Origin of the sequence: Actinopolyspora mortivallis DSM 44261, assembly GCF_000384035.1 — a bacterium.
GTDB classification, from domain to species: Bacteria; Actinomycetota; Actinomycetes; order Mycobacteriales; family Pseudonocardiaceae; genus Actinopolyspora; species Actinopolyspora mortivallis.
Window position 1 is genome coordinate 59,565 of record NZ_KB913024.1, and the last position, 26,232, is coordinate 85,796.

Annotated in this window: 26 protein-coding genes; 23 read left to right on the plus strand and 3 right to left on the minus strand. The window is 70.6% G+C overall.

Annotated elements, in window-relative coordinates; translation table 11 throughout:
- Positions 1-34: 34 nt before the first annotated feature.
- On the minus strand, positions 35-811 hold the full coding sequence (locus ACTMO_RS0100345; RefSeq protein WP_019852659.1) for an SDR family NAD(P)-dependent oxidoreductase: 777 nt from the start codon (positions 809-811) through the stop codon (positions 35-37).
- Positions 812-1,127: 316 nt separating this feature from the next.
- On the opposite strand from ACTMO_RS0100345, the gene ACTMO_RS0100350 reads away from it, so the two are divergent.
- The 13 genes from ACTMO_RS0100350 (at position 1,128) to ACTMO_RS0100410 (ending at position 14,575) form a co-directional block, all read left to right on the plus strand.
- The gene (locus ACTMO_RS0100350; protein WP_157062751.1) at positions 1,128-2,294 is read left to right on the plus strand and encodes a L,D-transpeptidase; all 1,167 of its coding nucleotides are present in this window, start codon (positions 1,128-1,130) and stop codon (positions 2,292-2,294) included.
- A 331-nt stretch (positions 2,295-2,625) separates the two neighbouring features.
- Positions 2,626-3,921: a D-inositol-3-phosphate glycosyltransferase gene (mshA, locus tag ACTMO_RS0100355; RefSeq protein ID WP_019852661.1), complete on the plus strand. Its 1,296-nt coding sequence runs from the start codon at positions 2,626-2,628 to the stop codon at positions 3,919-3,921.
- A 95-nt stretch (positions 3,922-4,016) separates the two neighbouring features.
- Entirely contained in the window at positions 4,017-4,556 is a 540-nt protein-coding gene (locus ACTMO_RS0100360) for a type III secretion system chaperone family protein (protein WP_026448727.1), read from the plus strand.
- 552 nt (positions 4,557-5,108) lie between these two features.
- Positions 5,109-5,855, plus strand: coding sequence for a phosphoglyceromutase (locus ACTMO_RS0100365; RefSeq protein WP_019852663.1), 747 nt, complete (start codon positions 5,109-5,111; stop codon positions 5,853-5,855).
- A gap of 229 nt (positions 5,856-6,084) precedes the next feature.
- Positions 6,085-7,329, plus strand: a complete 1,245-nt coding sequence (locus tag ACTMO_RS0100370) for a sensor histidine kinase (RefSeq protein WP_019852664.1) — start codon at positions 6,085-6,087, stop codon at positions 7,327-7,329.
- Positions 7,326-8,012 (plus strand): response regulator transcription factor, encoded by a 687-nt coding sequence (locus ACTMO_RS0100375; RefSeq protein ID WP_019852665.1) that lies wholly within the window; start codon positions 7,326-7,328, stop codon positions 8,010-8,012. Before ACTMO_RS0100370 ends, ACTMO_RS0100375 begins: the two co-directional genes overlap by 4 nt.
- A 357-nt stretch (positions 8,013-8,369) precedes the next feature.
- A complete protein-coding gene (locus ACTMO_RS0100380; protein WP_019852666.1) occupies positions 8,370-9,755 on the plus strand; it encodes a hypothetical protein in 1,386 nt (461 codons plus the stop codon).
- Between the two features lie 148 nt (positions 9,756-9,903).
- Positions 9,904-10,767: a sugar phosphate isomerase/epimerase family protein gene (locus ACTMO_RS0100385; protein ID WP_051099002.1), complete on the plus strand. Its 864-nt coding sequence runs from the start codon at positions 9,904-9,906 to the stop codon at positions 10,765-10,767.
- 83 nt (positions 10,768-10,850) lie between these two features.
- Positions 10,851-11,669, plus strand: coding sequence for a pyrroline-5-carboxylate reductase (gene proC / locus ACTMO_RS0100390; protein ID WP_026448728.1), 819 nt, complete (start codon positions 10,851-10,853; stop codon positions 11,667-11,669).
- A gap of 200 nt (positions 11,670-11,869) precedes the next feature.
- Entirely contained in the window at positions 11,870-12,901 is a 1,032-nt protein-coding gene (locus ACTMO_RS0100395) for an NAD-dependent epimerase/dehydratase family protein (RefSeq protein ID WP_019852669.1), read from the plus strand.
- 9 nt (positions 12,902-12,910) lie between these two features.
- A complete protein-coding gene (locus tag ACTMO_RS0100400; protein ID WP_026448729.1) occupies positions 12,911-13,891 on the plus strand; it encodes a lysophospholipid acyltransferase family protein in 981 nt (326 codons plus the stop codon).
- Positions 13,892-13,949: 58 nt separating this feature from the next.
- The gene (locus ACTMO_RS0100405) at positions 13,950-14,297 is read left to right on the plus strand and encodes a hypothetical protein (protein WP_019852671.1); all 348 of its coding nucleotides are present in this window, start codon (positions 13,950-13,952) and stop codon (positions 14,295-14,297) included.
- Positions 14,294-14,575 (plus strand): DUF3558 family protein, encoded by a 282-nt coding sequence (locus ACTMO_RS0100410; protein WP_019852672.1) that lies wholly within the window; start codon positions 14,294-14,296, stop codon positions 14,573-14,575. The genes ACTMO_RS0100405 and ACTMO_RS0100410 overlap by 4 nt, the downstream gene beginning before the upstream one ends.
- A 389-nt stretch (positions 14,576-14,964) precedes the next feature.
- On the opposite strand, the gene ACTMO_RS0100420 is transcribed toward ACTMO_RS0100410, so the two are convergent.
- A complete protein-coding gene (locus tag ACTMO_RS0100420) occupies positions 14,965-15,918 on the minus strand; it encodes an HAD family hydrolase (RefSeq protein ID WP_019852674.1) in 954 nt (317 codons plus the stop codon).
- A 303-nt stretch (positions 15,919-16,221) separates the two neighbouring features.
- Positions 16,222-16,944, minus strand: coding sequence for a sigma-70 family RNA polymerase sigma factor (locus tag ACTMO_RS21615; protein ID WP_157062753.1), 723 nt, complete (start codon positions 16,942-16,944; stop codon positions 16,222-16,224).
- A gap of 305 nt (positions 16,945-17,249) precedes the next feature.
- Between ACTMO_RS21615 and ACTMO_RS0100430 the strand changes: the two genes are divergently transcribed.
- The 10 genes from ACTMO_RS0100430 (at position 17,250) to ACTMO_RS19975 (ending at position 26,131) form a co-directional block, all read left to right on the plus strand.
- Positions 17,250-17,495: a glutaredoxin family protein gene (locus tag ACTMO_RS0100430; RefSeq protein ID WP_019852676.1), complete on the plus strand. Its 246-nt coding sequence runs from the start codon at positions 17,250-17,252 to the stop codon at positions 17,493-17,495.
- Between the two features lie 443 nt (positions 17,496-17,938).
- Positions 17,939-18,787, plus strand: coding sequence for a redox-sensing transcriptional repressor Rex (locus tag ACTMO_RS19965; protein WP_019852677.1), 849 nt, complete (start codon positions 17,939-17,941; stop codon positions 18,785-18,787).
- Positions 18,784-20,208 carry a glutamyl-tRNA reductase gene (locus tag ACTMO_RS0100440; protein ID WP_019852678.1) on the plus strand — a complete coding sequence of 475 codons (1,425 nt, stop codon included), beginning with the start codon at positions 18,784-18,786 and terminating at the stop codon, positions 20,206-20,208. Before ACTMO_RS19965 ends, ACTMO_RS0100440 begins: the two co-directional genes overlap by 4 nt.
- A complete protein-coding gene (gene hemC / locus ACTMO_RS0100445) occupies positions 20,205-21,143 on the plus strand; it encodes a hydroxymethylbilane synthase (RefSeq protein WP_019852679.1) in 939 nt (312 codons plus the stop codon). The genes ACTMO_RS0100440 and hemC overlap by 4 nt, the downstream gene beginning before the upstream one ends.
- Positions 21,144-21,157: 14 nt before the next feature.
- Positions 21,158-22,690 carry a uroporphyrinogen-III synthase gene (locus ACTMO_RS0100450; RefSeq protein WP_026448730.1) on the plus strand — a complete coding sequence of 511 codons (1,533 nt, stop codon included), beginning with the start codon at positions 21,158-21,160 and terminating at the stop codon, positions 22,688-22,690.
- A gap of 126 nt (positions 22,691-22,816) precedes the next feature.
- A complete protein-coding gene (gene hemB, locus ACTMO_RS0100455; RefSeq protein ID WP_019852681.1) occupies positions 22,817-23,812 on the plus strand; it encodes a porphobilinogen synthase in 996 nt (331 codons plus the stop codon).
- Positions 23,809-24,348, plus strand: a complete 540-nt coding sequence (locus ACTMO_RS0100460) for a hypothetical protein (RefSeq protein WP_019852682.1) — start codon at positions 23,809-23,811, stop codon at positions 24,346-24,348. The genes hemB and ACTMO_RS0100460 overlap by 4 nt, the downstream gene beginning before the upstream one ends.
- Before the next feature lie 117 nt (positions 24,349-24,465).
- On the plus strand, positions 24,466-25,149 hold the full coding sequence (locus ACTMO_RS21780; RefSeq protein WP_157062754.1) for a hypothetical protein: 684 nt from the start codon (positions 24,466-24,468) through the stop codon (positions 25,147-25,149).
- A gap of 51 nt (positions 25,150-25,200) precedes the next feature.
- Positions 25,201-25,644 (plus strand): hypothetical protein, encoded by a 444-nt coding sequence (locus ACTMO_RS0100470; protein WP_019852684.1) that lies wholly within the window; start codon positions 25,201-25,203, stop codon positions 25,642-25,644.
- Positions 25,631-26,131, plus strand: a complete 501-nt coding sequence (locus tag ACTMO_RS19975) for a DUF3093 family protein (protein ID WP_019852685.1) — start codon at positions 25,631-25,633, stop codon at positions 26,129-26,131. The genes ACTMO_RS0100470 and ACTMO_RS19975 overlap by 14 nt, the downstream gene beginning before the upstream one ends.
- The last annotated feature ends 101 nt before the right edge of the window (positions 26,132-26,232 follow it).

Consider the following 26,232-nt stretch of genomic DNA (forward strand, 5'->3'; position numbering starts at 1 on the left):
GCCGGACGGGGCCCGGTCGGGGCTTCCGGCGGGCTCAGCGGCGGTGGGCTCGGGTGGCCGAGGCCTGGTCCCGGGGTTTGAGCACGATCTGGTCCAGGTTGACGTGCGCGGGGCGGGTGGCGGCGTAGGCGATCACGTCGGCCACGTCGTCGGCGGAGAGCGGGGTGAGTCCCCGGTAGACGGCCGCGGCCCGTTCGGTGTCCCCGCCGTAGCGGACCTCGGAGAACTCCGTTTCCACCAGTCCCGGGGCGACCTCGGTGAAGCGCACCGGCTCGCCCAGGTGTTCACCCCGCAGGGTGCGGTGCAACGCCGCCTCGGCGTGTTTGGCGGAGGTGTAGCCCGCGCCGTTGTCGTAGACCTCCAGGGCGGCCACCGAGGTCACGGTGATGACGTGTCCGTCGCCCGAGGCGACCAGCCTGGGCAGCAGCTCCTTCGTGAGCCGCAGGGTGCCGAGCACGTTGGTTTCCCACATCCAACGCCACTCGTGCTCGTCGGCCTCGGCCACGGGGGAGCTTCCCTTGGCCCCGCCGGCGTTGTTGACGAGCACCCGGCACCGCTGGGGGAGCTGCGCCACGAACTCCGCGACCGAGTCGGCGTCGGTGACGTCGAGCCGGGCGGCGGTGGCGTCGATCTCGGCGGCGAGTTCCCGCAGCCGTTCGACCCGCCTGGCTCCCAGGACCACGTGGAATCCCGCCGCGGCCAGGTGGCGTGCGGTCGCCGCGCCGATGCCGGAGCTGGCCCCGGTGACCACGGCCACGGCTCGTTCGGACGGGTCCGGATTCCTCGTCGTCGCTGTCGGATCGGTGCTCACGGCCCGATTCTCGCGTACGTGCCGTCGAGGTGGCCCCGGGAGCGCGCAGATGTGATCGGTGACACTGTCCGGATCGGGCATCCTCGGCTGCTCTCGGACGTCTTCCCAGTAGAGATGAAACGCGTTCGGGGAATGCGTGGGGTCCGACTCCGGAGCCGGGCCCCACTCCCGTCGGGTCGCGGGGTCCCGGGCGACTGATCGAGTTGCTTCCCGGGAGGTTCCGGACGGAAGCTCGGCGAGGCCCCCCGAACACGCGGATCCGATTACGCAGCGGAAGTCACACACGCAACGGATCGAGGTAGGAGTGGCCACCAGGGTGAACGGTTCACGAGTGCGCTCGCCAGGGGGAGCACTGGTCGCGGTGCTGGCGGCGTTGGCGCTGGTCTCCGGATGTTCCGGTGCCAGCGGAGGAACCGGCGGAGGCACGGACGGGCAGCGGGGCGCAGAGCCCTCCGTCTCCTTCGAGCCGGACAAGGGGGCCGGAGGGGTGAACCCGAAGGACCCGATCAAGCTCGTGGCCGAGAACGGCACGCTGCGCGAGGTCTCACTGACCAACGACGAGAACGAACGGGTCGAGGGTGAGCTCGCCGAGGACGGCTCCTCGTGGCGGGCCACCGAACCCCTGGGCTATGACACGGCATACGAGTGGTCCGGCGAGCTGGTCGGGTCCTCGGGAGAGACCACCCCGGTCAGCGGGGACTTCCACACGGTCGCCCCGGAGCGGGTGGTGCGGGCCACGATCAACCCGATCGACGACAAGACCGTGGGCATCGCGATGCCGATCAGCATCAAGTTCGACGCTCCGGTGGAGAACAAGGCCGAGGTCCAGCGCCTGCTGGAGGTGGACACCTCCGAACCGGTGGAGGGGGCCTGGGCCTGGCTCAACGACCGGCAGGTCGACTGGAGGCCGAAGGAGTACTGGCCCGCCCACACCGAGGTGAGCGTCGACGCCCCCCTCTACGGGGTGGACTACGGCGCGGGCAAGTACGGCAAGGCCGACCTGACCACGAAGTTCGACATCGGACGCGCCCAGGTGGTCAAGGCCGAGGTGGACAGGCACCGGCTGCGGGTGATCCGGGACGGCGAGCAGGTGGCCAGTTACCCGGCCAGCTACGGGAAACCCTCCAACCCGGACCTGCACACCCACGAGGGCACCTACACCGTGATGGCCAAGCACCCGGTGGAGATCATGGACAATCCGAAGTACGGCTACACCGACGTGAAGAAGAAGTGGGCCGTGCGGATCTCCAACCACGGCGAGTTCATCCACGAGAACGAGCAGAACCGCGCGAACATCGGGGTGCGCAACACCTCGCACGGATGCGTGAACCTGACCAACGCCGACGCCAAGGAGTACTTCGACAGCGCGCTGATCGGCGACCCGGTCGAGGTCACCGGCTCGGGCACCCAGATGCCGCCGCGCTACGCGGTCTACGACTGGATGCTGAGCTGGCAGCAGTGGCAGCAGAAGTCCGCGCTGTGAGCCGGACTCCGGGCTGAACCCTCGGGGCCGGGACGTGGTCGCGTGCCACGTCGCCCGGCCCCGGACCCGGTCGCCCGGGATCGCGCACCGAGCCCGGATCCCGGAGCGGCCCGCTCGTGGTGGGGCATCTCACAGCGGCGTCCTCCCGGGAGTCCGGTGGCTTCTTTCCGCCCTGGTGGGCGTTGTTTCCCGACGTCGTCTCCGGTGGTGTCCCCGCACGGGTGAGTGCCGCTGTCGGGTGTGTCTCGGAATGTTTCCGGGCTCCGCCGCGTCGTGGTTTCGTGGGTCCGAACGTCCCGGGCTCACCCGACGAACTTGCGATGAGCAGCAGATGACTTCCACCAGGATTCCGATGCGTCCGCGTCGTGTCGCCGTTTTCTCCCTGCACACATCCCCGTTGGAGCAGCCGGGCACCGGGGACGCGGGCGGGATGAACGTCTATGTGGCCCAGACGGCGCGGCGGATGGCGCGACTGGGAACCGAGGTCGAGATCTTCACCAGGGCCACCTCCTCGGAGGTTCCGCCGGTGGCCGAACTGGCCCCGGGAGTGACGGTGCGCCACATCGTGGCCGGTCCGTTCGAGGAGCTGGACAAGAACGACCTGCCCGCCCAGCTGTGCGCGTTCGGCGCGGGTGCCCTGCGGGTGGAGGCCCGGCAGAAGCCGGGCTACTACGACCTGGTGCACTCGCACTACTGGTTGTCCGGGCAGGTGGGCTGGCTGGCGCGGGAGCGCTGGGGGGTCCCGCTGGTGCACACCGCCCACACCCTGGCGAAGGTGAAGAACGCCGCGCTCGCCGAGGGGGACAAGCCCGAACCGAGAGTGCGGGTGGTCGGTGAGGAGCAGGTGGTGGCCGACGCCGACCGCCTGGTGGCCAACACCGACGCCGAGGCCAGGGAACTCGTCACCCGCTACGACGCCGACCCCGATGCGGTGTCCGTGGTGCCTCCCGGAGTGGACCTGGAGCGCTTCACCCCCGGCGACACCGCCGAGGCGCGGGGTGGGCTCGGCCTGGACCCCGACGCGGTGGTGCTGGCCTTCGTCGGCAGGGTGCAGCCGTTGAAGGGGCCGGACGTGTTGTTGCGCGCGGTCGCGGAGCTGCTGGGGCGCTCCGCCGAGCTGCGCGCGCGGCTGCGGGTACTGGTGGTCGGCGGTCCCTCCGGCAGCGGCAAGGAACGGCCGGAGGCCATGGAGCAGCTGGCCGAGTCACTGGGGATCACCGACGTGGTGCGGTTCATGCCGCCGCAGTGGGGGGACGATCTGGTGCGGGTCTACCGCGCCGCCGATCTGGTGGCGGTGCCCAGTTACAACGAGTCCTTCGGGCTGGTGGCGCTGGAGGCCCAGGCCTGCGGGACACCGGTGGTGGCCGCGGCGGTGGGGGGACTGACGGTGGCGGTGGCCGACGGCGTCTCGGGACGGCTGGTGAACGGACACGATCCGACGGACTGGGCCGAGGTGTTCCTCTCGTTGATCCGGAGCCCGGAGACCGTGGCCGGACTGGGCGCGGCCGCCCCGGACAACGCCGCGCGTTTTTCCTGGCAGCGCACCACCGAGTCGTTGTTGCACACCTACGCCTGGGCGCGGTGGACCTTCCGGGGGCTGTCCGCCCCCGGGGAGGCGACGGCCTGAGCACCGGCTTCTCGTGGGCGTGGTTCGATTCCCGGGAGGGCTGTCGGGGCGTGGTGGCGCGTCCCGGCGACGGAGCGCGACGTTTGGGGACAGTGATGGGTTCGGAGATCCGGGAATCACTCGACGGCGTGATACGCGGCGTGCTGGACGAGGGGGAGCTCGCCTACGAGCACCCCGAGGTCGGGAAGTTCTTCGTCACCCTGCCGGGAACCAGGAAGTTGCAGACGAACTGCTGGTTGATCGTCACCGAGCACTCCCTGGTGGTGGAGGCCTTCGTCTGTCGCCGTCCGGACGAGGGACACGAGGAGTTCTACCGCTACGTGCTGCGGCGTAACGCGCGGCTGTACGGCGTGCACTACACCGTCGACGCGGTGGGTGACCTCCACCTGATCGGCAGGATCGGACTGCACGCGGTCACCCCGGAGGAGCTGGACCGGGTGCTGGGGCAGGTGCTGGAGGCCGCCGACGGGGACTTCAACACGCTGCTGCGCATCGGTTTCGCCACGGCGATCCGTCGGGAGTGGGGTTGGCGCGAGTCGCGGGGCGAGTCGCTGGCGAACCTACGGGCCTTCAGCTCCCTGGTGGAGCGGGAGGGGCCGGTCCGTCCCGTCACGGAGGTCGAGGACCAGCAGTGAGCCGGCGGCGCCCGCCGGCGCTCGTGGCGAACCCGGCGCGGGGCGGTTCGGGAGAGAGGGGGAGTCACGAGCTCGAACCGCCCCGCGCGGGGGTTCCGCTGTGCCGGGCGCAGTAGGCGGGGAGACCCTGGCCCGGCGGCACGGTCCGACGGGGGGAGCGGACCGTACACTTCTCCGACGCGATCGGGGAGTGCGTGGGAGCCGATCACGCCAGAGCGTTGCCAAACTTCGCAGAGTCGGGCAAGGACCACAAGGCCAATGCCTTCCTCCATTCGAGTGAAGTTTGAACAAAAAAGTAACCCTGCGAAGTGCCCGTGTCGCCATTTCACCCGAATATGTGATTAGCGACACAGTCGAGGGAGCGAGGAGGAGGCGAATGAATAACAGTCCGATTTCACTTTCTGCTCCGATCTCGTGAACATCCGAAAAAGTGACCGACAATCCGGTGTTCCTCCCCGACAGGACCGTGGTGGGCCGCGGAACCCCGCCCTCCGGTGAGTTGCCGCACCCGCGCGTCGCGTTCCCGTCCTGCCGTGGGGATAACCTGGCGCCATGACTGTCGGTACCCTCGTACTGCTGCGCCACGGTGAGAGCACCTGGAACGCGCAGAACCTGTTCACTGGATGGGTGGACGTCCCCCTCTCGGAAAACGGTGAGGCCGAGGCGCGGCGGGGAGGCGAGCTGCTCGCCGAGTCCGGACTGCTGCCGGAGGTGGTGCACACCTCGCTGCTGCGGCGGGCCATCAGCACCGCCAACATCGCCCTGGACGTCGCCGAGCGCCACTGGATTCCCGTCCGCAGGGACTGGCGGCTCAACGAGCGCCACTACGGTGCCCTGCAGGGCAAGGACAAGAAACAGACGCTGGAGACCTACGGCGAGGAACAGTTCATGCTGTGGCGCCGTTCGTTCGACACTCCGCCCCCGGAGATCGACGACTCCGACCCCTACAGCCAGCGGGGTGATCCGCGCTACGCGGACCTGGGGGAGGAGATGCCGCGCACCGAGTGCCTCAAGGACGTCGTGACGCGGCTGCTGCCCTACTGGGAGTCCGCGATCGTGCCGGACCTGCGGGCGGGTCGGACCGTGCTCGTGGCCGCGCACGGGAACTCGTTGCGGGCGCTGGTCAAGCACCTGGACGGAATTTCCGACCAGGACATCGCGGGTTTGAACATACCGACCGGTATCCCGCTGCGCTACGATCTGGACGAACAGCTGAGCCCGCGCAATCCTGGCGGCACCTATCTGGACCCGGACGCCGCCGAGAAGGCGGCCGCCTCGGTGGCCAGTCAGGGACGCTGAGGCGTTCCGCGTCGACAATGATGTGAATCGTTGTCGTCTTCTCGGTGTGGCGCCGAGAGGGCGACAACGATCATTTTCGGGTCGGGGTGTGGCCGTCCCCGCTTTACTGAACGAGAGGTCACTTTCGAGTGAATCAGCGATGAAAAGGCTCACCTGCGGATGTCAGAGGTATCACTGAGAAGCCTCACACTCTGGCCGAAACCTGCCCCACCCCGCTTACGATGCGGTTGTGACCGCATTGGGCTATGGCGCCCTGTTGATCGGCGTGCTGCTGCTGGGCCTGCTGGCAGGCTACCGGCTCGCCGTGAACCAGGGGCGTTCCGAGCGCACACGTGCCAACGGGCCGACAGTCGCGGAACTGCTGCAACGTCTGGTGCACACCAGCAACAACGGGATCGTCGTGCTGAACAGCTTCGGCGACGTGGTGGTGCACAACCCCCGGGCCGACGAACTCGGCTTCGTCCGGGACAACCGCCCCGACCCCCGGGCGCGTAAGGCATCCGAACAGGCGCTGAACACGGGCAGGCCCGTCCCGGTGGACCTCTCCCCGCTGAACCGGGACGCCCCCCACGGCCGCTCCCCCGCCGCGGTCCTCGGCGACGTCCGTCCCCTGGGGGACGGTTTCACCGTGGTGGACGCCGCCGACGAGTCGGAGGCCGTCCGGCTGGAGGAGACCCGCAGGGACTTCGTGGCCAACGTCAGCCACGAGCTCAAGACCCCGGTCGGGGCGTTGGCGTTGCTGGCCGAGACGGTGCTGGACGCCGCCGACGACCCCGAGGAGGTGCGTCGTTTCTCGAACAAGATCCTGCACGAGTCCACCCGACTGGGCACACTCGTCTCCGAACTGATCGCGCTGTCCCGGTTGCAGGGAGCCGACCCGCTGCCCGAGCTGTCCACCGTCGACGTGGACGAGATCGTCGAGGAGTCCCTGGGCAGGTGCGCGGTGGCGGCCGAGTCGGCCGGGATCAGGATCACCACCGACGAGCCCAGCGGACTCCAGCTGGACGGGGACCGCACCCTGCTGGTCACCGCGTTGAGCAACCTGATCGACAACGCCATCTCCTACTCGCCGGACGCGAGCCCGGTGTCGATCAGCAGGAAGCTCCGCGGGGAGTGGGTGGAGATCGCGGTCACCGACCGGGGGATCGGCATCGACCCCGCCGACCAGGAACGGGTCTTCGAACGTTTCTACCGCGTGGACCGCGCCCGTTCCCGGGCCACCGGCGGTACCGGGCTGGGGCTGGCCATCGTCAAGCACGTCGCCGCCAACCACGGCGGCGAGGTCACGCTCTGGAGCCGGCCCGGAACCGGATCGACTTTCACACTGCGGGTGCCACGGCATCCGACGGGCGAGTCAGCCCGCAACACTGAAGACGCGTCCCCGGCGGAGACACGCGAGGCCGAACCGGACTCGGGCGAGGTCGTCGCCGCACGGGAAGGGACGCGAGCCGTCGAAACGGGAGGAGTCCGGTGACCAGGGTGCTGATCGTCGAGGACGAGGAGTCCTTCGCCGACCCGCTGGCTTTCATGCTCCGCAAGGAGGGGTTCACCGCATCCGTGGCCACCACCGGCCAGGAAGCTCTGGACGACTTCGAGCGCAACGGGGCCGACATCGTGCTGCTCGACCTGATGCTTCCGGGGATGAGCGGCACGGACGTGTGCAAGGAGATCCGCCAGCGTTCCTCCGTTCCGGTGATCATGGTCACCGCCAGGGACGCCGAGATCGACAAGGTGGTCGGCCTGGAACTGGGGGCCGACGACTACGTCACCAAGCCCTACTCGGCACGGGAACTGATAGCGCGGGTGCGTGCGGTGCTGCGGCGAGGCGGGGAACCGGAGGAACCGACACAGTCCGGGCAGACCCTGGAGGCGGGACCGGTGCACATGGACGTGGAACGCCATGTGGTCACCGTCTCCGGCCAGGAGGTCGGGCTGCCGCTCAAGGAGTTCGACCTGCTGGAGTACCTGCTGCGCAACGTGGGCAGGGTGCTGACCAGGAGTCAGCTGATCGACCGGGTCTGGGGGGCCGACTACGTCGGAGACACCAAGACCCTCGACGTGCACATCAAGCGGCTGCGCTCCAAGATCGAGCCAGATCCGACCGAACCGCGGCATTTGCTCACGGTGCGTGGTCTGGGGTACAAGTTCGAGACGTGATTCGATGCGGCACACCCGTGCCCGGAGCGACGGTGGGCCGTCCCCGTGCGTCCAGCCGCGACCGAGGGGACGGTGACCACCGTTGACTCCCGTGAGGGAGGAAAGCGCCGTGGTGTGTGCCCCCTCCCGTCGACGCCCGGTGGGGCCGCCCCGCGCGGCCGGGCCGGGCGGTCCTTTCGACCTCGCCCAACAGCCCCCACCATCACCCGGCTCACCAGGACCTCCCGGCGAGTCCGACGGGGGTTCGGAGACACTCTGGGTGTGCCGTCGACAATCGCAGGGGACGATACTGGGTGACAACCGCGCGATCGCGGAGTCAACTGGACGCGAGATCGAGCACGGGGCACGGTGGAGTCGATGAGTCGGGACAGTGGGTCCAAGGACCCGAGCCAGCGCACCGTCGCGGAACTGCTGGCCGAACACGGCGGCGGGGCGCAACGCGGCTCGCGCCGCAGGCGCAGGCGTGCCGAGGACCCGTCCGAAACGGCTCCCCAGGCGATCATCGAGCGGGTCAACTCGGACAGCGGGCGGATGAGGCCCGTCGAGGACCCCGAGTCCGCCCCGGGGCGAGCCGAGACCACCACGGGCACGGCCGAACCGACCGGAGTTCCTCCGGCGGGCGCGGCCTCGACCACGGGGGCGCAGCCGGCGGTCCCTCCCGCCCAGGAGCCCCCGGTCGTTCCCCCCACCTCCCCCCCGGCCGGGCAGCCACCGCCGGAGCGGGGTGGCGGCGGTGGCAGACGTCGGAACCGGCCGGGGCCCACGATCTATCCCCGTGGGAGCGGGCAGTCTCCCGCCCCCGCGGCACCGGAACCGGACGGCGGTGAACAGCCCACGGGAGGCGCCGCACCCGCCCCGGAGGACCGGACGGGGGCACCCGAGGAATCCGCCGCGCCCCAACAGTGGGGTCCTGCCTCCGGGAACGGCCCGGCCGAGCAGACCCCGGTGCCCGCCCCCGAGGACACCGAGGTGACGGCGCGACAACCGGTGCTGCGGGACGCGGAGGCGACCCCCGCCGTGCCCACGGAGCCCGCACCCGGCGATCCGCCCACGGTCGCGGGGGAGGTCCCGCACCGCCCGGCGGCGGAGCCCACGGCGGCGCCGGACGAGGGCGAGGTCACCGAACGTTTCCCTCCCGTGGCCGAAGGACCCGCCGCGGAACCCGCCGCTGCCGAGACCTCGGAGGACACGACCCTGCTGGAGTACCCGGTCGGGGTGGAGGCACCCGCCTCCGGGGAGGAGAGCGCCGAAGCGGGGGATCCCTACGAGCTCGCCTACCGCGAGCCGACGGCGCCGGAGGACCCCTTCGCGGAGGCCGACGACTTCTACGACGGCACCGAGGACCCGGAGGACCCCGACACGGAGGGGACCACCTCCGTTCACCCCGACGAGGACTCCGCGCGGGAGCTCCGCGAACTCCCGGCCGGTCTCGACGAGGACGTCGAGGACGAGCCGGACGAGGAGGTCGGTGCGGGCCGTTCCCGGGCGCTGGAGTGGACCGTGCTGCTGGGCCAGGTCGCCGGCGGCGTCGTCGCCGGAGGACTGGTCTGGATCGGTTTCCGCTGGCTGTGGCAGGAGTTCCCGCTTCCGGCCCTGGCCGCGGCGTTGGCGTTCACCGGGGTGCTCGTGCTGGTGGCCCGCAAGCTCCTGCGCAGTGACGACCTGCAGACCGTTCTGCTGTCGGTGCTGGTCGGGCTGGCGTGCACCGTGTCTCCGGTCGCTTTGTTGCTGGTGGGATACTGAGCGCGTTCGACGGATGCCGTCGCCTTCACCGCGCGGAGGGGATCCGTGACGTGTTCGGGGTCGTCGCCGGACACGTTCCGGCTCCGAGGTGTCGGCGGAGGCGGCCGGACCGTCCTCCCCTCGTGTCAGTGGTCGAGTTTTGGCGGACATGACTCGCGAAACACCCGTGCCAGCCAGCCCCGAACCCCACCGCCCCACGGTGCCGGTGGGGTTGTCCAGCGCGTCCGTGTGGCCCCAGCCCGTCAGCGCGGCTTTCGAACTGGCGGCGGATTTGGGCTACGACGGGGTGGAGGTGATGGTCTGGGCCGACGCGACCAGCCAGGACGTCTCGGCCCTGCGGCGACTCTCCGAACAGCACGGGGTTCCGGTGCTGGCCGTGCACGCCCCGTGCCTGCTCATCACCCAGCGAGTGTGGTCGGCGGAGCCGGAGGAACGGCTGCGCAGGGCCGTGGTGGCCGCCAGTGAGCTGGGCGCCTCCACCGTGGTGGTGCACCCTCCCTTCCGGTGGCAGCGCAGGTACGCGGAGAACTTCGGGGAGCTGGTGGAGTCGCTGGAGGAGGCCAGCGGTATCCGCGTCGCCGTGGAGAACATGTTCCCCGTGCGCCCCCCGAACAGCTGGGACCGGCTGCGGAGGAACCGGGCGACGGGGCTGTCGGCCTTCCGCCCCTCCCCCGATCCCACCGAGGTGGGGTTCCGGCACTACACGCTGGACGTCTCCCACGCGGCGGCGGCCCAGACCGACCCGCTGGAACTGATGGCGCGCATGGGCCGGGGCCTGGCCCACGTGCACCTCACCGACGGCACCGGCGCCCCCCGCGACGAGCACCTGCTGCCGGGGCGCGGTACCCAGCCCTGCGCCGAGGTCTGCTCCGCCCTGGGAACCGGTGGCTACACGGGTGCGGTGGTGGTGGAGGTCAACACCAGGAAGGCGCGGACGGTGGACCAGCGGGCCGCCCTGTTGTCCGAGGCGTTGTTGTTCGCCCGGTTGCACCTGGAGCCGCTGCGGGCGTGAGCCGGACCGCTCCCCACGGGTTTTCCCACGTGGTGGACGGGACCGTGGGTTCGGCCGCTGCCGCCGTCTGGCACCCTGAGCCCATGTCGACGATCGCCGTACTCGGGGCAGGAAAGATCGGGGAGTCACTGCTGTCCGGCCTGCTCAACGCGGGACACGCACCGGAGAAGCTGGTGTTCACCGAGCGGTACCAGCAGCGGGTGGACGAGCTGACCGAGCGCTACGGTGTTCACGGTGTGGACGTGCCCACCGCCGTCGAGCGGGCCGACGTGCTCGTGGTGTCGGTGAAACCGCAGGACATCGAACCGCTGCTCGACGAGATCGCTCCGCTGGTCACCCCCGAGAAGCTGGTGGTGACCCTGTGCGCGGGACTGCCGACGGGATTGTTCGAGCGGCGCTTCGCCGCGGGTACCCCCGTGGTGCGGGTGATGCCGAACACCCCGATGCTGGTCGGGGAGGCGATGAGCGCGATCTCCGGCGGCACGCACGCCACCGACGCGCAGCTGGACACCGTGGAGCGGCTGCTCGGCAGCGTGGGCCGGGTGGTGCGTGTCCCGGAGAGCCAGCAGGACGCGGTGACCGCCCTGTCCGGTTCCGGTCCCGCCTACTTCTTCTACCTGGTCGAGGCGATGGTCGACGCGGGCATCCTGCTGGGGCTGCCCCGTTCCGTGGCCGCCGAGCTGGTCGTGCAGTCGGCCGTGGGCTCGGCCGCCATGCTCCGGGAGGGCGAAGGACACCCCGTGATCATGCGCGAGGGGGTCACCTCCCCGGCGGGGACGACGATCTCGGGTATCCGTGAGCTGGAAAAGCACGGGGTGCGGGCCGCGATGATCGACGCGATCGAGGCGGCGCACTCCCGTTCGGTGGAGCTGGGCGCCAAACACCGCCGGACCGACGAGTAGACGGCCGGTGCCCTCACCCGGCCCGGGGTGATCCACGGCGGAAACCTCCCCCGCGCCCGTTTCGGGGCGGGCTCCCGGCGTGTGCCGGGTAGGATCGTGCGTGATCCCTTCGGTGGCGGGCCGTTGGCCGCACGGCAGCGGTGCCGCCGCAGGCCGGGTTCGTGGTGTCCGGGTGGTCGTAGGCGTCCGGGAGGCCGAGGGTGCCCGAAGTCGTGCTCGTCACTGGGGTGAGCGATTTCGTCGGCGCGCACCTGGCGGGAAGGCTGGCCGCCGAGCCCGGGGTGCGACGGGTCGTCGGTGTGGACACGGTGGCGCCGTCCCGGGAGCTGGCGCGCCGCATGAGCGGTGCCGAGTTCGTGCGGGCCGACATCCGTCATCCGCTGATCTCCCGGGTGCTGGCCGACAGCGGGGCGGACACCGTGGTCCACGCGGGAAGCGCCCCGGAGGGGGCCACCCTCGCCCGGTCCTCGGCCACGGAGACGAGGGTGCTCGGCACGATGCGGCTGCTGGCCTCCTGCCAGAGCTCCGCGCGGGTGCGCAAGCTGGTGCTGAGGTCCACCACCGCCGTGTACGGGTCGAGTCCGCGCGACCCGGCGGTGTTCACCGAGGACACCGCCCCCAGGGATCCGCCCTCCTCCGGCGCGGCCAGGGACGCGGTCGACGTGGAGGGCTATGTGCGCGGTTTCGCGCGGCGACGGCCCGATGTGGGCGTCACGGTGCTGCGTTTCGCCGACCTGGTGGGCCCCCGTATCGACTCCGCGTTGACGAGGTACTTCGCCGCCCCGGTGGTTCCCACCGTGCTGGGCTGGGACGCGTGTCTGCAACTGCTGCACCCGGAGGACGCGCTCGCCGTGTTGCGGCGGGCGGTACTGGAGGACCATCCGGGGGTGTTCAACGTGGGGGCCTCCGGGGTGCTCACGCTCGGGCAGGCGGTACGTCGTGCGGGACGCCTCGGGGTGCCGGTTCCCGGTGCCCTGGCGTCGTCCCTGGCGGGGCTGCTGACGGGTGGCGGGGTGTTCGGCGGTGCCGGACAGCGGGTGCGACCGCCGGATTTCGGCCGGGTGGCCGACACCACGAGGCTGCGGCGGTGTTTCGGCTTCACTCCCCGGTGGACGACACGGCAGGCTTTCGACGACTTCGTGCACGGTCGGGGGCTGCGCCCGCTGGTGGCTCCGGAGTGGATCGAGGCGGCGGAACGGGAAGTGGACCGGGCGATGGCCCGGATCGGCTGAGGAGGCCCGGTGGCGGATGCGAGAGTGATTCCGTTGTATCCGGACGAGGACGGGACGTCCTCCGCGTGGGGGCGTTGCCGTCGGGACGAGGACGCCGGGACCGGGGCGACCGGATCGGACGGAGCGGACGACTCGGAGGGGGATCCGGCGGGGTGGCAGCTTGCGCTGGCCGAGGCGGTGGCCTTCGCGCGGCGCCGGTTGCTGGGTGAGTACACCGTGGACGAGTTCGGTTTCGACCGGGAACTCACCGACCGGGTTTTCCTACCGGCGCTGCGCGCGGTCTACGACAACTGGTTCCGCGTGGAGGCCACGGGCCTGGACAACGTGCCCGGCGACTCGGCGGCGCTGGTGGTGGCCAACCATTCGGGGACGTTGCCGTGGGACGCCCTGATGACCACCGTGGCGCTGCACGAGCAGCACCCGGCGGGGCGGCATCTGCGGATGCTCGGGGCCGACGTGGTCTTCGCGACCCCGTTCGTGGGCACCCTGGCGCGGCGCAGCGGCCAGACGTTGGCCTGCAACGAGGACGCGCAACGCCTACTGCGCTCCGGCGAGCTGGTCGGCGTGTGGCCGGAGGGGTTCAAGGGCATCGGCAAACCGTTCCGGGACCGCTACAAACTACAGCGCTTCGGGCGGGGAGGCTTCGTCTCGGCGGCGATGCGCTGCGGGGCGCCGATCGTGCCCTGTTCCATCGTGGGGGCCGAGGAGATCTACCCGAAGATCGGGGACATTCCGCCACTGGCCAGGTTGTTGGGGCTGCCGTACTTCCCGGTGACGCCGTTCTTCCCGCTGTTGGGGCCGCTGGGGGCGGTTCCGCTGCCGACCAAGTGGTACATCGAGTTCGGAGAGCCGATCGAGACCGCCGACCACGGGGCCGAGGCCTCCGAGGACCCGATGGTGATCTTCGACCTCAGCGACCGGGTGCGCGAGACCATCCAGGAGACGATCTACCGGCTGCTGGCCCAGCGGGACAGCGTCTTCTTCGGCTGAGCGGCCCGGGAGGCCGGCGGTTCCCTGACGGCGGGAGGCCGGCGATTCCCAGTCGGACGTGGACGGACTCGCCGCCCTGATCACCGCCGGCACCGTCGACGGACAACAGACCTTCGAAGTCCACCCCGACATGCTCCCCCACCTGCTGGCCGGACTCGAACGGGTACGCGAGAAGTACCGTGAAGCACTAGATCTCGCCCGAGATCTATCCCGTGTACGGCCTCCTGCTTACGACGAGGTGACCACACAGATCACCAAGCGCATCATTCAGCGTGCCCAGGGCGGCGAGAACCGCCTGTTCGACACCGCCGAGGGGATGATCAGGTGGGTGGACGAGTTCAAGGCCGCCGTCCAACAGGCCATCACCGACACCCAACGCATCGACGAGGCCAACCAAACCGCATGACCATGACACACCACCGCCTCACCCGCATCCTGCTCGCCACGGCCTGCGCCGCCGTCCTCGCGGGCTGCGCCACCAACACCCCCGCCAACACCGACCCGAACACCACCAGCACCACCACGAAGGAGGACCCCTTCGCCATCCCGAAACCCCTCGACCTCGCCGCCGTCGATCCCTGCGAGCTGCTCACCGACCAACAAATCCACCAGCTCGACGCCGGAGCACCACACCCCGACGGGAAATCCCCGTGGGGGCAGCAACGATGCAAATGGCGCAACTAACAGATGACGATCAACATCGCCCCCGACACCGTCCAAGGGCAAGGGACCAAGACCAGCGCCTTCAACTACACCGACGACGGAAACCCCACACACGACATAGAAGGGTATCCAGCGGTGAACGGAGGAAAGAATGATCTCCGCTGTGGAACATTCGTAGGAACATCCAAGACATATGTGGTTTCTGTCGATTTCACCGTCGGTACCGAGGGGCGGGGCGATCCCGAGTGCTCGGATCCGTGTGCCATGTCCGACAAGATCGCGGGCATGGTCCTGGACAACCTGCCGACCAGGTGACCCACAGTCGGACCAGCCTGGCGTGCCCCCACTGGTCCTCCGGACTTCCCGCGCTTCGCCCGGTGTTCACCGGAACCGACGGGCCGGGCCGAACCTCAGGCCCGGTCCCGGCGCCGGTAGGCCAGCCCGGCCGCCAGCGCTCCGGCCAGCGCCCCCGCCCCGAGCACCGAGTGGGCGCCGATGCGGGCCGCCTTGCGTCCGGTGCGGAAGTCGCGGACGTCCCAGCCGCGCATCCGGGCGATCTCGCGTAGCCGCTGGTCCGGGTTGACCGCGACGGCCCTGCCCACCACCGAGAGCATGGGCACGTCGTTGGAGGAGTCCGAGTAGGCGGTGCAGCGCCGCAGGTCCAGCCCCTCGCTGGCGGCCAGCGCCCGCACCGCGTGCGCCTTGGCGCGTCCGTGCAGCATCTCGCCCACCAGCCTGCCGGTGTAGACGCCCTCGGAGTGCTCGGCCACCGTGCCCAGCGCCCCGGTCAGCCCCAGCCGCTGCGCCATGATCTGGGCCAGCTCCACCGGTGTCGCGGTGACCAGCCACACCCGCTGTCCCGCGTCCAGGTGCATCTGGGCCAGGGCACGGGTGCCCGCCCAGATCCGGTCGGCCATGAGCTCGTCGTAGATCTCCTCGCTCAGCCCCACCAGGTCGGCCACGTCCCGCCCGGCCACGAACGACAGCGCCTGCTCCTGGCTGGAGCGCAGGTCCTCCACGTTCTCGGTCCCTCCGACGCGGAACCTCACCTGCTGCCAGGCGAACTTCGCCAGATCCGAGGGTGTGAGGAACTTCCGGGCCGCCATTCCCCGGGCGAAGTGGAACAGCGAGGCCCCCATCATCATGGTGTTGTCCACGTCGAAGAACGCCGCCGCCGTCAGGTCGTGTGGGGCCGTGGCGCTCGCGTCGTCCGGGGTGGCGGTCACCGCGGCCTCCGCGGAGGCCCGACCGGCCAGTTTGGCGCTGTCCAGGGCTTCCTCCCGGCTGCGTCGACCGGTTTCGGACGCGTTGACGTGCTGGTCACCGTTGTCGGTTCGCTCCGCTGAGCCTGGCCATGTAGGCACCGCCGCGCCTCCCGGTGTCCTCCGGAGTCGTCCTGTGTCGCTGCGGCCCGCGGGCGGCTGTGGGGTTCGGTGCCCGCCGCCGGCCTTCCTAGCTTAGAGGCATTGTCCGCCTCCGGTATTGACCCAGTCGGGGGCGGCGTTATTCCAGGGCCGTCCCGGCGGTGTGCCGGGTGCTCCGGGCGGGCGTGTGGAACCACTCGGCGCGGTCCCGTGGGAGCCGGGTGGTGGAGTGTGGCGGGGTGCCCCGTCGTCGGGGTGGATGATCGGCGGCCCGTCCCGTCGATCCGTCGGGAATCGCCGGTTTCAGCGGGGATCGTCGGGCAGCAGCTGGGCGAGCCTGCGGATCGCCCGGTGTTGCAGCGCCTTGACGGCGCCCTCGTTGCGGTGCATGCGTTCGGCGGTTTCCGTCACGGAAAGCCCCTGGAGGAAGCGCAGCCTGATGCACTCGCGCTGGTCCGGGTTGAGGCGGCGGACGCAGTCCAGCAGTTCAGCGTGGGCGGCCTCGGCCAGCACCTGCTGTTCGGGACCGTTGTGCTGGGGCCCGTCGCGGTGGGACTCCACCGGTTCGGCCAGCGGGATCTCCAGCCTGTTCCGGCTGGACTTGATGTGGTCGAGCAGCAGGTTCTTCGCGATGGTGATGAACCAGGCGGCCACGTCGCGCCCCTGGTAGCTCACCGAGGCGATGCGCCGCAGCGCCCTGGCGAAGGTCTCGCTGGTGATGTCCTCGGCCAGACAGTGGTCGCTGACCCGGAGCAGCACGTAGCGGTACACCAGGTGCGCGTACTGGTCGTAGAGCTTGCCGAACGCCTGGCTGTCCCCGTTCTGCGCCTGGTGGACGTGGTTCCAGTTCTCCGGGGGCTGCTCGGGGACGCCGCTTTCCTGCCCGGAGTCGGTCGGCTCCCTGGGAGCCGTGTTGAGTTGTCGGGAACCGGTTCCGGACGAGCTGGTGGGGGACTGCCGGTTCCCCTCGGGCAGGGCGGGCGGGCGTCGCAGGGTCGGTTGGTGAAGCACCGTGGCCTGAAGCATGTCCGCTCCCTGGATTCGGCGGTGTTTCGGCGGTGTGCTGTGCGAGCCCCGTCGGGGATCGGTTTTCAGGATCGGCAGCATACGTGGTGCTACTGTCCGGTAGGTAGTGGTTGCGGGACTCGAATTGATACGGATTTCCGACCTCCGCGCGCTTCCTGATGCCTCGGACTGCTCCGTACCGGTGATTCCCGTCACCGGACGGGCGTCCGCGAAACGGGGGTGACCTCGGTGCGAGCCCGCCGGGTTCGCGGGAGGACAATCACCGGTGGACCGTGGAGACGTCCGTCGGAACGAGGTGATCGGGTTTGTCCGGTGAGCACGAGGTGACACTGCTGGTCAGGCGGGACTGCCCCGCCTGCGACACCGCGGAGACCGAGATCGCCGAGGTGTGCGCGGAGCTGGGGGTGCCCTGGCGCACCTCCGACGTCGACGGCGACCCCGAACTGCGCGCCGAGTTCGGGGACCGGGTGCCGGTGATCCTCGTCGACGGGGTCGAACACGGTTTCTGGAAGGTGGAACCGCAGCGCCTGCGTGCCGCGCTCCGGGCGTGACCACCCCGCGGCGCGGGGCGGGCACGTGCCGGTGTCGGCCGAGGGTGATCTGCCCGACTTTTTCGTGGCGCGGCTGTCCCCGTGTTTCGGGCCGCGCCCTCCGAGGAAGGGGCACGCGGCCCGCATACCACTCGTTTTGGCACGTCGGGGGGCTTTCGGGGATGATGCTTCGCGTGACTGTGGGTCTCGTTACGGCGGGCCCGGTCAACTTTGTGCATGTGTTCACAAATAGCTACGGTGGGCGGTGTCGTGTTGCCGGACTCGTTCCGCGGATTTCCCGCACGCGATCTTTGGTGGCGTAGACACACGCCCCCGGATGTCACGACTTCGTGGTCGGTGTTGTTCCGAACCGGCCGCCGCGTTCGGAAACGGGGCGGCAGCCGGATCGCGTCCCCACCGGTCACCGACGAACGCACCAGCAGGCAGGTCGAGGGAGAGCCAGCGTGACGGCGCACGGAGAGGGCGTGCGAGACGACGGTCCGCGGGACGCGGACGAGACCGCGGCACAACCGCGGCCGGCGGAGGGGATCACCGTGCCCGAACCCCAGGACCGGGCCAGGTCGATTCCGGAGGCGGCCGTGGCCAGGCTGGCGGTGTACCTGCGTGTGCTGTCCGGCCTGGCCGAACAGGAAGTGCACACCGTCTCCAGCGAGGAACTGGCCTCGGCCGCGGGGGTCAACTCGGCGAAGCTGCGCAAGGACCTGTCCTACATCGGCTCCTACGGAACCCGGGGAGTCGGCTACGAGGTCGCGGTGCTCATCGGCCAGATCGAGCGGACCCTGGGGCTGACCCAGCAGCACCGGGTCGCCGTGATCGGCATCGGAAACCTCGGGCACGCGCTGGCCAACTACGGCGGGTTCCCGAACCGGGGTTTTCCCGTGGCGGCGTTGTTCGACCTCGACCCGGACCTCATGGGGGTGCCGGTCGGCGGTATCCCGGTCGACCACGTCGACGACATCCCCCGCGTGTGCGCCGAACGCGACATCACCATCGGCGCGATCGCCACACCGGCCAAGGGCGCCCAGGACGTCTGTGACCGGCTGGTGCAGGCCGGTGTGCGCTGCGTGCTCAACTTCGCTCCCGTGGTTCTGCAGGTTCCCGAGGAGGTCGAGGTGCGCAAGGTCGACCTCGCGGTGGAGATGCAGATCCTGTCCTTCCACGTAGCCCGCCGAAGCCAGGAGCCCCAGGAGTCCGGCGACCCCGGGGACGGTGTCGACGGGACACCGCAATCGAAAACTCGTGACGTGAACGCCGGGGCCGACCCGGTGGACGGGATGGTGGTTCGGTCGTGAATCTGCTCACCGTCGGGCTGTCACACCAGAGCTCCCCGGTGCGGATGCTCGAACGTGTGGCGGTCGGTGCCGAGGACGTCGACAAGCTGCTGCACGAGCTGCTGGGCAAGGAACACGTCTGCGAGGCGTTGCTGCTGGCCACGTGCAACCGGGTCGAGGTCTACGCCGTCGCGGAGACCTTCCACGGCGGTCTCGACGACGTGACCTCGGTGTTGGCGCGGCACTCCGGTTCGGAGTTCGCCGAGCTGGCCGACCACCTCTACGTGCACTACGCCGGGGCCGCCGTGGAACACCTGTTCTCGGTGTCCGCCGGGCTGGACTCCATGGTCGTCGGGGAGGCCCAGATCCTCGGGCAGCTCCGGCAGGCCTACCACGACGCCGACCGTGCGGGCACCGTGGGCAAGACCCTCCACGAACTGGCCCAGCAGGCGCTGCGCGTGGGCAAGCGGGTGCACTCCGAGACGGAGATCGACGCCGCCGGGGCCTCGGTGGTCTCCGAGGCGCTGGCCGACGCGGAACGGGCCCACGGCACCCTGGTCGGGCGCTCCGCGCTGATCGTCGGTGCCGGATCCATGGGCGGCCTCGCCGCCGCCCAGCTCCGCAGGCTCGGGGTTTCCGAGATCGTGATCGCCAACCGCACCCCCGAGAACGGGGCGCGGCTGGCCGAGTCGCTGCGCTCGGAGGGGCTGTCCGCCGACACGGTCGCCCTGGACGCGCTGGACCGGGCCGTGCGCGAGGCGGACGTGGTGGTCACCTGCACCGGGGCGGTCGGAACCGTGGTGGACACGGAGACCGTCTCGGCGGCGCTGTCCGAACGTGCTCCCGGGAGACCGCTGGTGGTCTGCGACCTCGGCCTTCCCCGGGACACCGCCTCGGGGGTCGACGAACTGGCCGGGGTCACGGTGGTGGATCTGCGGTCCCTGCAGCGTAGACTGGCCGAGGAGAACGGTGGCGGTGCCGAGCGGGACGCGACCGCGATCGTCGCGGAGGAGGTCCGCTCCTACCTGGCGGCCCAGCGTTCGGCCGAGGTGACCCCCACGGTCACCGCGCTGCGCAAACGAGCCGCCGAGGTCGTGGACTCCGAGCTGCTTCGCCTGGACTCCCGGCTGCCCGAACTCGACGCGGACGTTCGCGAGGAGCTCTCCCGCACGGTTCGCCGTGTGGTGGACAAGTTGCTGCACACTCCGACCGTCCGGGTCAAGCAACTGGCGGCGGCTCCGGGCGGGGCCGGCTACGCCGACGCGCTGCGCGAGCTGTTCGAACTCGACCCGCAGACCGCCGCCGTGATCGGAACCCCGCAGGTCGCCGAGGACGGGGAACGTGGCAGCCGGGGTGTGAGCACCTCCGTCTCACACGCCCAGGGAACCCAGACCCCGACCGTCTCGCACGATCGCTCCGAACAGGACGGTGAGGACCGTTGACCGAGACCCTCCGCATCGGCACCCGGGGAAGCGCGCTCGCGATGGCGCAGAGCTCGACGGTGGCCGAACGACTGGAGCGCGCGGGACACACCACCGAGCTGGTGCGGGTCTCCACCCCGGGCGACCAGTCGCAGGCCCCGATCAGCGAGATCGGGGTCGGCGTGTTCACCTCCGCGCTGCGGGAGGCACTGGCCGCCGGTGAGGTCGACGTCGCCGTGCACTCCTACAAGGACCTGCCCACCGCGTCCGACCCGAGGTTGGCGCTGGCCGCGGTCCCTCCCCGTGAGGACCCGCGGGACGCGCTGGTCGCCAGGGACGGTCTGACGTTGGGTGAACTGCCTCCGGGCTCCGTGGTGGGGACCGGTTCGCCGCGCCGCGCCAGCCAGCTCGAAGCTCTCGGACTGGGGCTGGAGGTGCGCGGTATTCGTGGCAACGTGGACACCCGAATGCGTAAGGTGACCGACGGTGAGCTGGACGCCGTCGTGCTCGCCCGCGCGGGCCTGGCCAGGGTGGGCCGGCTCGGGGTGATCACTGAATCGCTCGATCCGCTGCAGATGCTGCCCGCACCCGCCCAGGGCGCGCTGGCAGTGGAGTGCCGCGTCGAGGACGTGGACACCGAGCATTTGCTGCAGTCCGTGTTGGACGATGAGGCCAGCCGCGTCGCGGTGGCCGCCGAGCGCGCCATGCTCGCAGCGCTCGAAGCCGGCTGTAGTGCGCCCGTCGGGGCACTGGCCGGAGTGGTGGAGGACCTCGACGAGGACGGGCGTGCCGTGAGCCGGCTGTCCATGCGCGGGGTGGCGGCAGCCGAGGACAACGCGTTGCTGCGTGCCTCCGCCACTGGTGAGACGACCGCCGCTGAGCAGCTGGGCAGGGACGTGGCCGCCCAGCTGTTCGAGGCCGGAGCCGCGATGCTCAGCGGCCCCGGCAGTAGTTGATGGGGAGTGCCCTGATGACCCGAGCACGTAATACCCCCGGACGAGTGGCTTTTGTGGGCTCCGGCCCCGGTGATTCGGGCCTGCTCACCGTCCGGGCCAGACATTTGTTGACGCACGCGTCCCTGGTGGTGACCGATCCGGACGTGCCCGCCGACGTGTCCGCGCTGGCGGACGAGGCGGCCGAGGTGCGGCCGGCGGTCGGGGAACCGGCCGACGTGGCCGGCAACCTGGCCGAGGAGGCACGGACCGGACGTCCGGTGGTGCGGCTGGTCTCCGGGGACCCGCTCACCGCGGACGCGGTGGTGCGTGAGGTCCAGGAAGTGTCCAAGACCGACGTCTCCTTCGAGGTGGTTCCCGGCGTCCCCGCCGGGACGGCGGTGCCCGCCTACGCGGGGGTCGCCCTCGGTTCCGCGCACGCCGAGGTGGACGTTCGCAGCGAGGTCGACTGGCAGGCCCTGGCCACCACCAACGGGCCCCTGGTGCTGCACGCCTCGGGAAGCCACCTGGCCGAGGCCGCCTCCGCGTTGGTCGAACACGGGATGAGCCCGCAGACTCCGGTGGCGGTGACCGCCTCGGGAACGACCGTCTCGGAACGCACGATCGACACCACGCTGGCCTCGATGGCCGGTGACGCGGGCGAGCTCCAGGGCCCACTGGTGGTCACGGTCGGTGACGTCGCGGGCAACCGCGGCCCGTTGTCCTGGTGGGAGACCAGGGCCCTGTACGGGTGGAAGGTGCTCGTGCCGCGCACCAAGGACCAGGCGGGAGCCATGAGCGACCGGCTGTGGTCGCACGGCGCCGTCTCGCACGAGGTGCCCACGATCTCGGTGGAGCCGCCGCGCAGCCCGGCCCAGATGGAACGTGCGGTCAAGGGACTGGTCGACGGCCGCTACCAGTGGGTGGTGTTCACCTCGGCCAACGCGGTCCGCGCCGTGTGGGAGAAGTTCCACGAGTTCGGCCTGGACGCCCGGGCCTTCTCCGGCGTCAAGATCGCCTGCGTCGGCGAGGCCACCGCGGACAAGGTGCGGTCCTTCGGCATCAACCCCGAGCTGCTGCCCTCCGGGGACCAGTCCAGTGAGGGGCTGCTACAGGACTTCCCGCCGCACGACGAGGTCCTCGACCCGGTGGCCCGGGTGCTGTTGCCGCGCGCCGACATCGCCACCGAGACGCTCTCGGCCGGGCTGACCGAGCGCGGCTGGGAGGTGGACGACGTCACCGCCTACCGCACGGTCCGGGCGGCCCCGCCGCCCGCCGAGACCCGCGAGATGATCAAGACCGGTGGGTTCGACGCGGTGTGCTTCACCTCCTCGTCCACCGTCCGGAACCTGGTCGGCATCGCGGGCAAGCCCCACGCCAGGACCCTGGTGGCCTGCATCGGCCCGAAAACGGCCGAGACGGCCAAGGAGTTCGGCCTGCGGGTGGACGTCCGGCCGGAGGTGGCCCAGGTTCCCGCGCTGGTGGACTCGCTCGCCGAACACGCGGCCCGGCTGCGGGCCGAGGGTGCGCTTCCCCCGCCGAAGAAGGCCAAACGGACCCGGCGTTCCTGAGCGGTGCCCCCGGCGGTGCCGGCCGTCCGCGTGGCGGTGGCGGCACCGCCGTGACCGGCGGGGAGTACGGTGTGCCACCGGCGTCCCCGATCGTCGTCCACGTCGTCCGTGTGAGGTGTTCCAGACTTGTATCCCGCGGATCGCCCCCGCAGACTGCGCCGCAACGCGGCGCTGCGTCGGCTCGTCTCCGAGACCGAGGTCCGGCCACGGCACCTGGTGCTTCCGATGTTCGTGCGTGAGGGCGCGAGCGAACCGGTGGACATCCCCTCCATGCCGGGGGTGCCGCACCACACCAGGGACTCGCTGCGCAGGGCCGCCGTCGAGGCGGTCTCGGCCGGTGTGGGTGGGCTGATGCTGTTCGGGGTGCCCGCCGAGCGCGACGCCACCGGCTCGGCGGCGGCCGATCCGGACGGGGTGCTCAACGTGGCCCTGCGCGACGTGGCCGCCGAGGTCGGCGACGACACCGTGATCATGGCCGACACCTGCCTGGACGAGTTCACCGACCACGGCCACTGCGGGGTGCTGGACGAGGCGGGCAACGTGGACAACGACCGCACGCTGCGCCTGTACGGGGAGATGGCGCTGGCCCAGGCCGAGTCCGGGGCGCACGTGCTCGGCCCCAGCGGGATGATGGACGGCCAGATCGGGGCCATCCGGGAGGCGCTGGACGCCGCCGGTTTCCACGAGACCTCGCTGCTGGCCTACTCGGCGAAGTACGCCTCCGCGTTCTACGGGCCCTTCCGGGACGCGGTGGACTCCCAGCTGTCCGGGGACCGCAAGACCTACCAGCAGGACCCGGCCAACGCGCGGGAGGCCGGACGGGAGGTGGCCCTGGACCTGGCCGAGGGCGCGGACATGGTGATGGTCAAACCGGCCCTGTCCTACCTGGACCTGGTGCGGCGGACCGCCGAGACCTCCTCGGTGCCGGTGGCCGCCTACCAGGTCTCCGGCGAGTACTCCATGATCGAGGCCGCCGTCGAGCGCGGCTGGCTGGACCGCCGACGTACCGTGCTGGAGACGTTGACCTCGGTGCGGCGCGCCGGAGCGGACATCGTGCTCACCTACTGGGCGACCCAGGCGGCCCGCTGGTTGTGCGACGAGCCGACGGGGGATGCCGAGTGACCGCCCCGTGGACCCAGGGCAGCGCCCCGGCCTCCCCGAGTAACCCGGTCCCCCGCTCGGTGTGGCTGGCCCGCTGGCTGTGGCTGGCCGCCACCGCGGTCGGGTTCGTGCGCTCGGTGATCCAGCTGTCCGACCGCAGGGCGTTGACCGAGCAGGTGCGGCAGCTGGAACCCGAGCTGGCCCAGCACGAGGTGGACGCCGCCGTCAACGGCGGGATCATGCTCTCGCTGTTGGTGTCGATCGCCGTGGCCGTGCTGTACGTGTTCCTGGCCACGCGCATGGCCCAGGGGCGCAACTGGGCCCGGGTGATCATCCTGGTGCTCTGCGGGCTGCTCGTGTTCAGCACCGCGATGACCCTGCTCACCACGGCGGTGGGGATGCCCGAGGACTACGTGCGGATGTTCCCGAGCCTGACCCCCGATCCGTTGAGCGTGGTCTTCGGTGCCGTGATCGCGGCGTTGGACGTGGCCGTGTTCGTGCTGCTGCTGCGCCCGGAGTCCGGCCGGTTCTTCGCCGCCGCACGCAGGTCCCGGTGAGGTTCGTTCGGGTCTTGCGCGTTCGGGGTTGGGGCGGCGGCTGTGTTGTGCGCGGAGACACATAACGGTTAACGAATATCGGTGGACACCACCGGAGGGGGTTTCTACGGTTTGCCCGTGACTTCCCCACAGAATCCATGGCAACAGGAGCCGTCCCACCAACCCGACCCCTGGCAGCAGGGGTACTCGCAGCAGGGTGGCCAGCCCAGTCCCTACGCGGCGCCGCCGGTGGACACCGGTGCGACGCTCGCCATGCGGCGGCCGATCACGGTCACCATCGCGTTCTGGATCGCGGTGCTCGCCCCGATCGTGGTGACGCTGCTCATGGGCGCGACCATGCTCTCCATGTCGGAGTTCGTCGGCCAGACCGTCGACGCCGCCCTCACCGAACAGGACATACCCGAGAACATGACTCGGGAGGAGTTCCGCAGCGCCATGATGGCGGGGATGATGATCCTGTTCGGGTTCTTCTTCTTCCTCTTCGCGGCGCTGACCACGTTGTGGATCGTGTTCGGTTTCAAGATGCGGGCCGGGCGCAACTGGGCGCGGATCACCCTCACCGTGTTCGCCGCCGTGTGGCTGGTGTTCACGCTTCCGAACCTGTTCGGCAACGGCATGACCTCGGTGAACAGCACCCAGACCGTGAACGGGCAGACCGTCCACATTGACGAGGTCCCCACCGTGCTGACCGCGCTGAACATCAGCATCGGAGCGGTCAGCGTCGTGTCGACGATCGCCTTCCTGGTGCTGGTGTGGCTGCGGCCGTCCAACTGGTTCTTCTCGGCCGCCAAGCGCGGCTGACCCCACCCGGCTCGCCCCGCGAGGGCCGGGACGAGGGGATACCTTCGGCCCATGGCCACACCGCGATCGCCGTTGTCCGGGACGCCGCCCGCGCTGCGTGCCGGGCTCGGACTCTGGGGAGCGGTCGGGGTGTTCCTGCTGGTCCGCGCGGTGCTCTCCTGGCTGGACTTCGGGGCGCTGCGCGACCGCCTGACGGAGGTCCGCGACATCCCCGCGGGGCGGGCCGCGGGGATGGTGCGCGATCTGCTGCTGGTCAACACGGCGCTGGCCGTGGTGCTGGCCGCCGGGTACCTGGTGTTGGCCTGGTTGGTGCTGCGGCGGCGGTCCTGGGCCCGGATCGCGCTCACCGTGCTCGCGGCCGTGCACGTGCTGTCCGTGCTGGCCTTCGGCGCGTGGACGGCCTCCAACCTGGTCGTGTTCGTGCTGGTGGTGCTGGCCTGGGCCTGCTTCTGGAGACGTTCGACCTCGGAGTGGCTGTCCGGTGAGCGCGGCTGAGCGGATCCGCTACTCCGAGGTCGGCTCCGGCTGGTGGCCGCTCAGCTGGGGCCCGCTCTTCGCCGCGTGCGGGCTGGTGGTCGAACTCGTCACCGCCGGGCCGACGCACCCGCTCCAGTGGGGCGCGCTGGCGGTGCTGTCCGTGCCGCCGACCCTGGTGTGGGTGCGGGCCCGCAGGCGCTACCGCTCGGTGCTGGTGACCTCGCGGAGGCTGGTGGTCGGCGGCGAGTCCCTGCCGGTGGAACGGATCGAGTCCGTGCCGGAGTCCGACGGCACCGACACCGGTCGGGTGCTGGGCGGACGGATCACCGTTCCCCGGGGCACCGCACCGGTGCCGCTGCTGCTGCGCCCGGACGACGGCGGCCGGCGTCGGGTGCTGGCCTGGGCGGCGGACCCGGAGGCGCTGCGCGCGGCCCTGGAACCCGACCGGGGCGGGCGAGCGGAACCGGAGAGCTCCCCGGAGGAGCCGCGTGGCGACCGGCCGTGATCCCGTCCACCACGAGCCCCCCGGCAGCGGTGGAACCGGGAAAACCCCGTGAGCCCCGATGGCCGGGACTGCCAGGATGAGAGCGTGAGGCATCCAGAGGA

What these genes read in the sequence shown, in the direction of transcription:
- ACTMO_RS0100380 (WP_019852666.1), top strand. Translation starts at nt 8,370, where the DNA reads ATGAGTCGGGACAGTGGGTCCAAGGACCCGAGCCAGCGCACCGTCGCG.
- ACTMO_RS0100360 (WP_026448727.1), top strand. Translation starts at nt 4,017, where the DNA reads ATGGGTTCGGAGATCCGGGAATCACTCGACGGCGTGATACGCGGCGTG.
- ACTMO_RS0100410 (WP_019852672.1), top strand. Translation starts at nt 14,294, where the DNA reads ATGACCATGACACACCACCGCCTCACCCGCATCCTGCTCGCCACGGCC.
- proC (WP_026448728.1), top strand. Translation starts at nt 10,851, where the DNA reads ATGTCGACGATCGCCGTACTCGGGGCAGGAAAGATCGGGGAGTCACTG.
- ACTMO_RS21615 (WP_157062753.1), bottom strand. Translation starts at nt 16,944, where the DNA reads ATGCTTCAGGCCACGGTGCTTCACCAACCGACCCTGCGACGCCCGCCC.
- ACTMO_RS0100470 (WP_019852684.1), top strand. Translation starts at nt 25,201, where the DNA reads ATGGCCACACCGCGATCGCCGTTGTCCGGGACGCCGCCCGCGCTGCGT.
- ACTMO_RS0100365 (WP_019852663.1), top strand. Translation starts at nt 5,109, where the DNA reads ATGACTGTCGGTACCCTCGTACTGCTGCGCCACGGTGAGAGCACCTGG.
- ACTMO_RS0100450 (WP_026448730.1), top strand. Translation starts at nt 21,158, where the DNA reads ATGACCCGAGCACGTAATACCCCCGGACGAGTGGCTTTTGTGGGCTCC.
- mshA (WP_019852661.1), top strand. Translation starts at nt 2,626, where the DNA reads ATGACTTCCACCAGGATTCCGATGCGTCCGCGTCGTGTCGCCGTTTTC.
- ACTMO_RS0100385 (WP_051099002.1), top strand. Translation starts at nt 9,904, where the DNA reads ATGACTCGCGAAACACCCGTGCCAGCCAGCCCCGAACCCCACCGCCCC.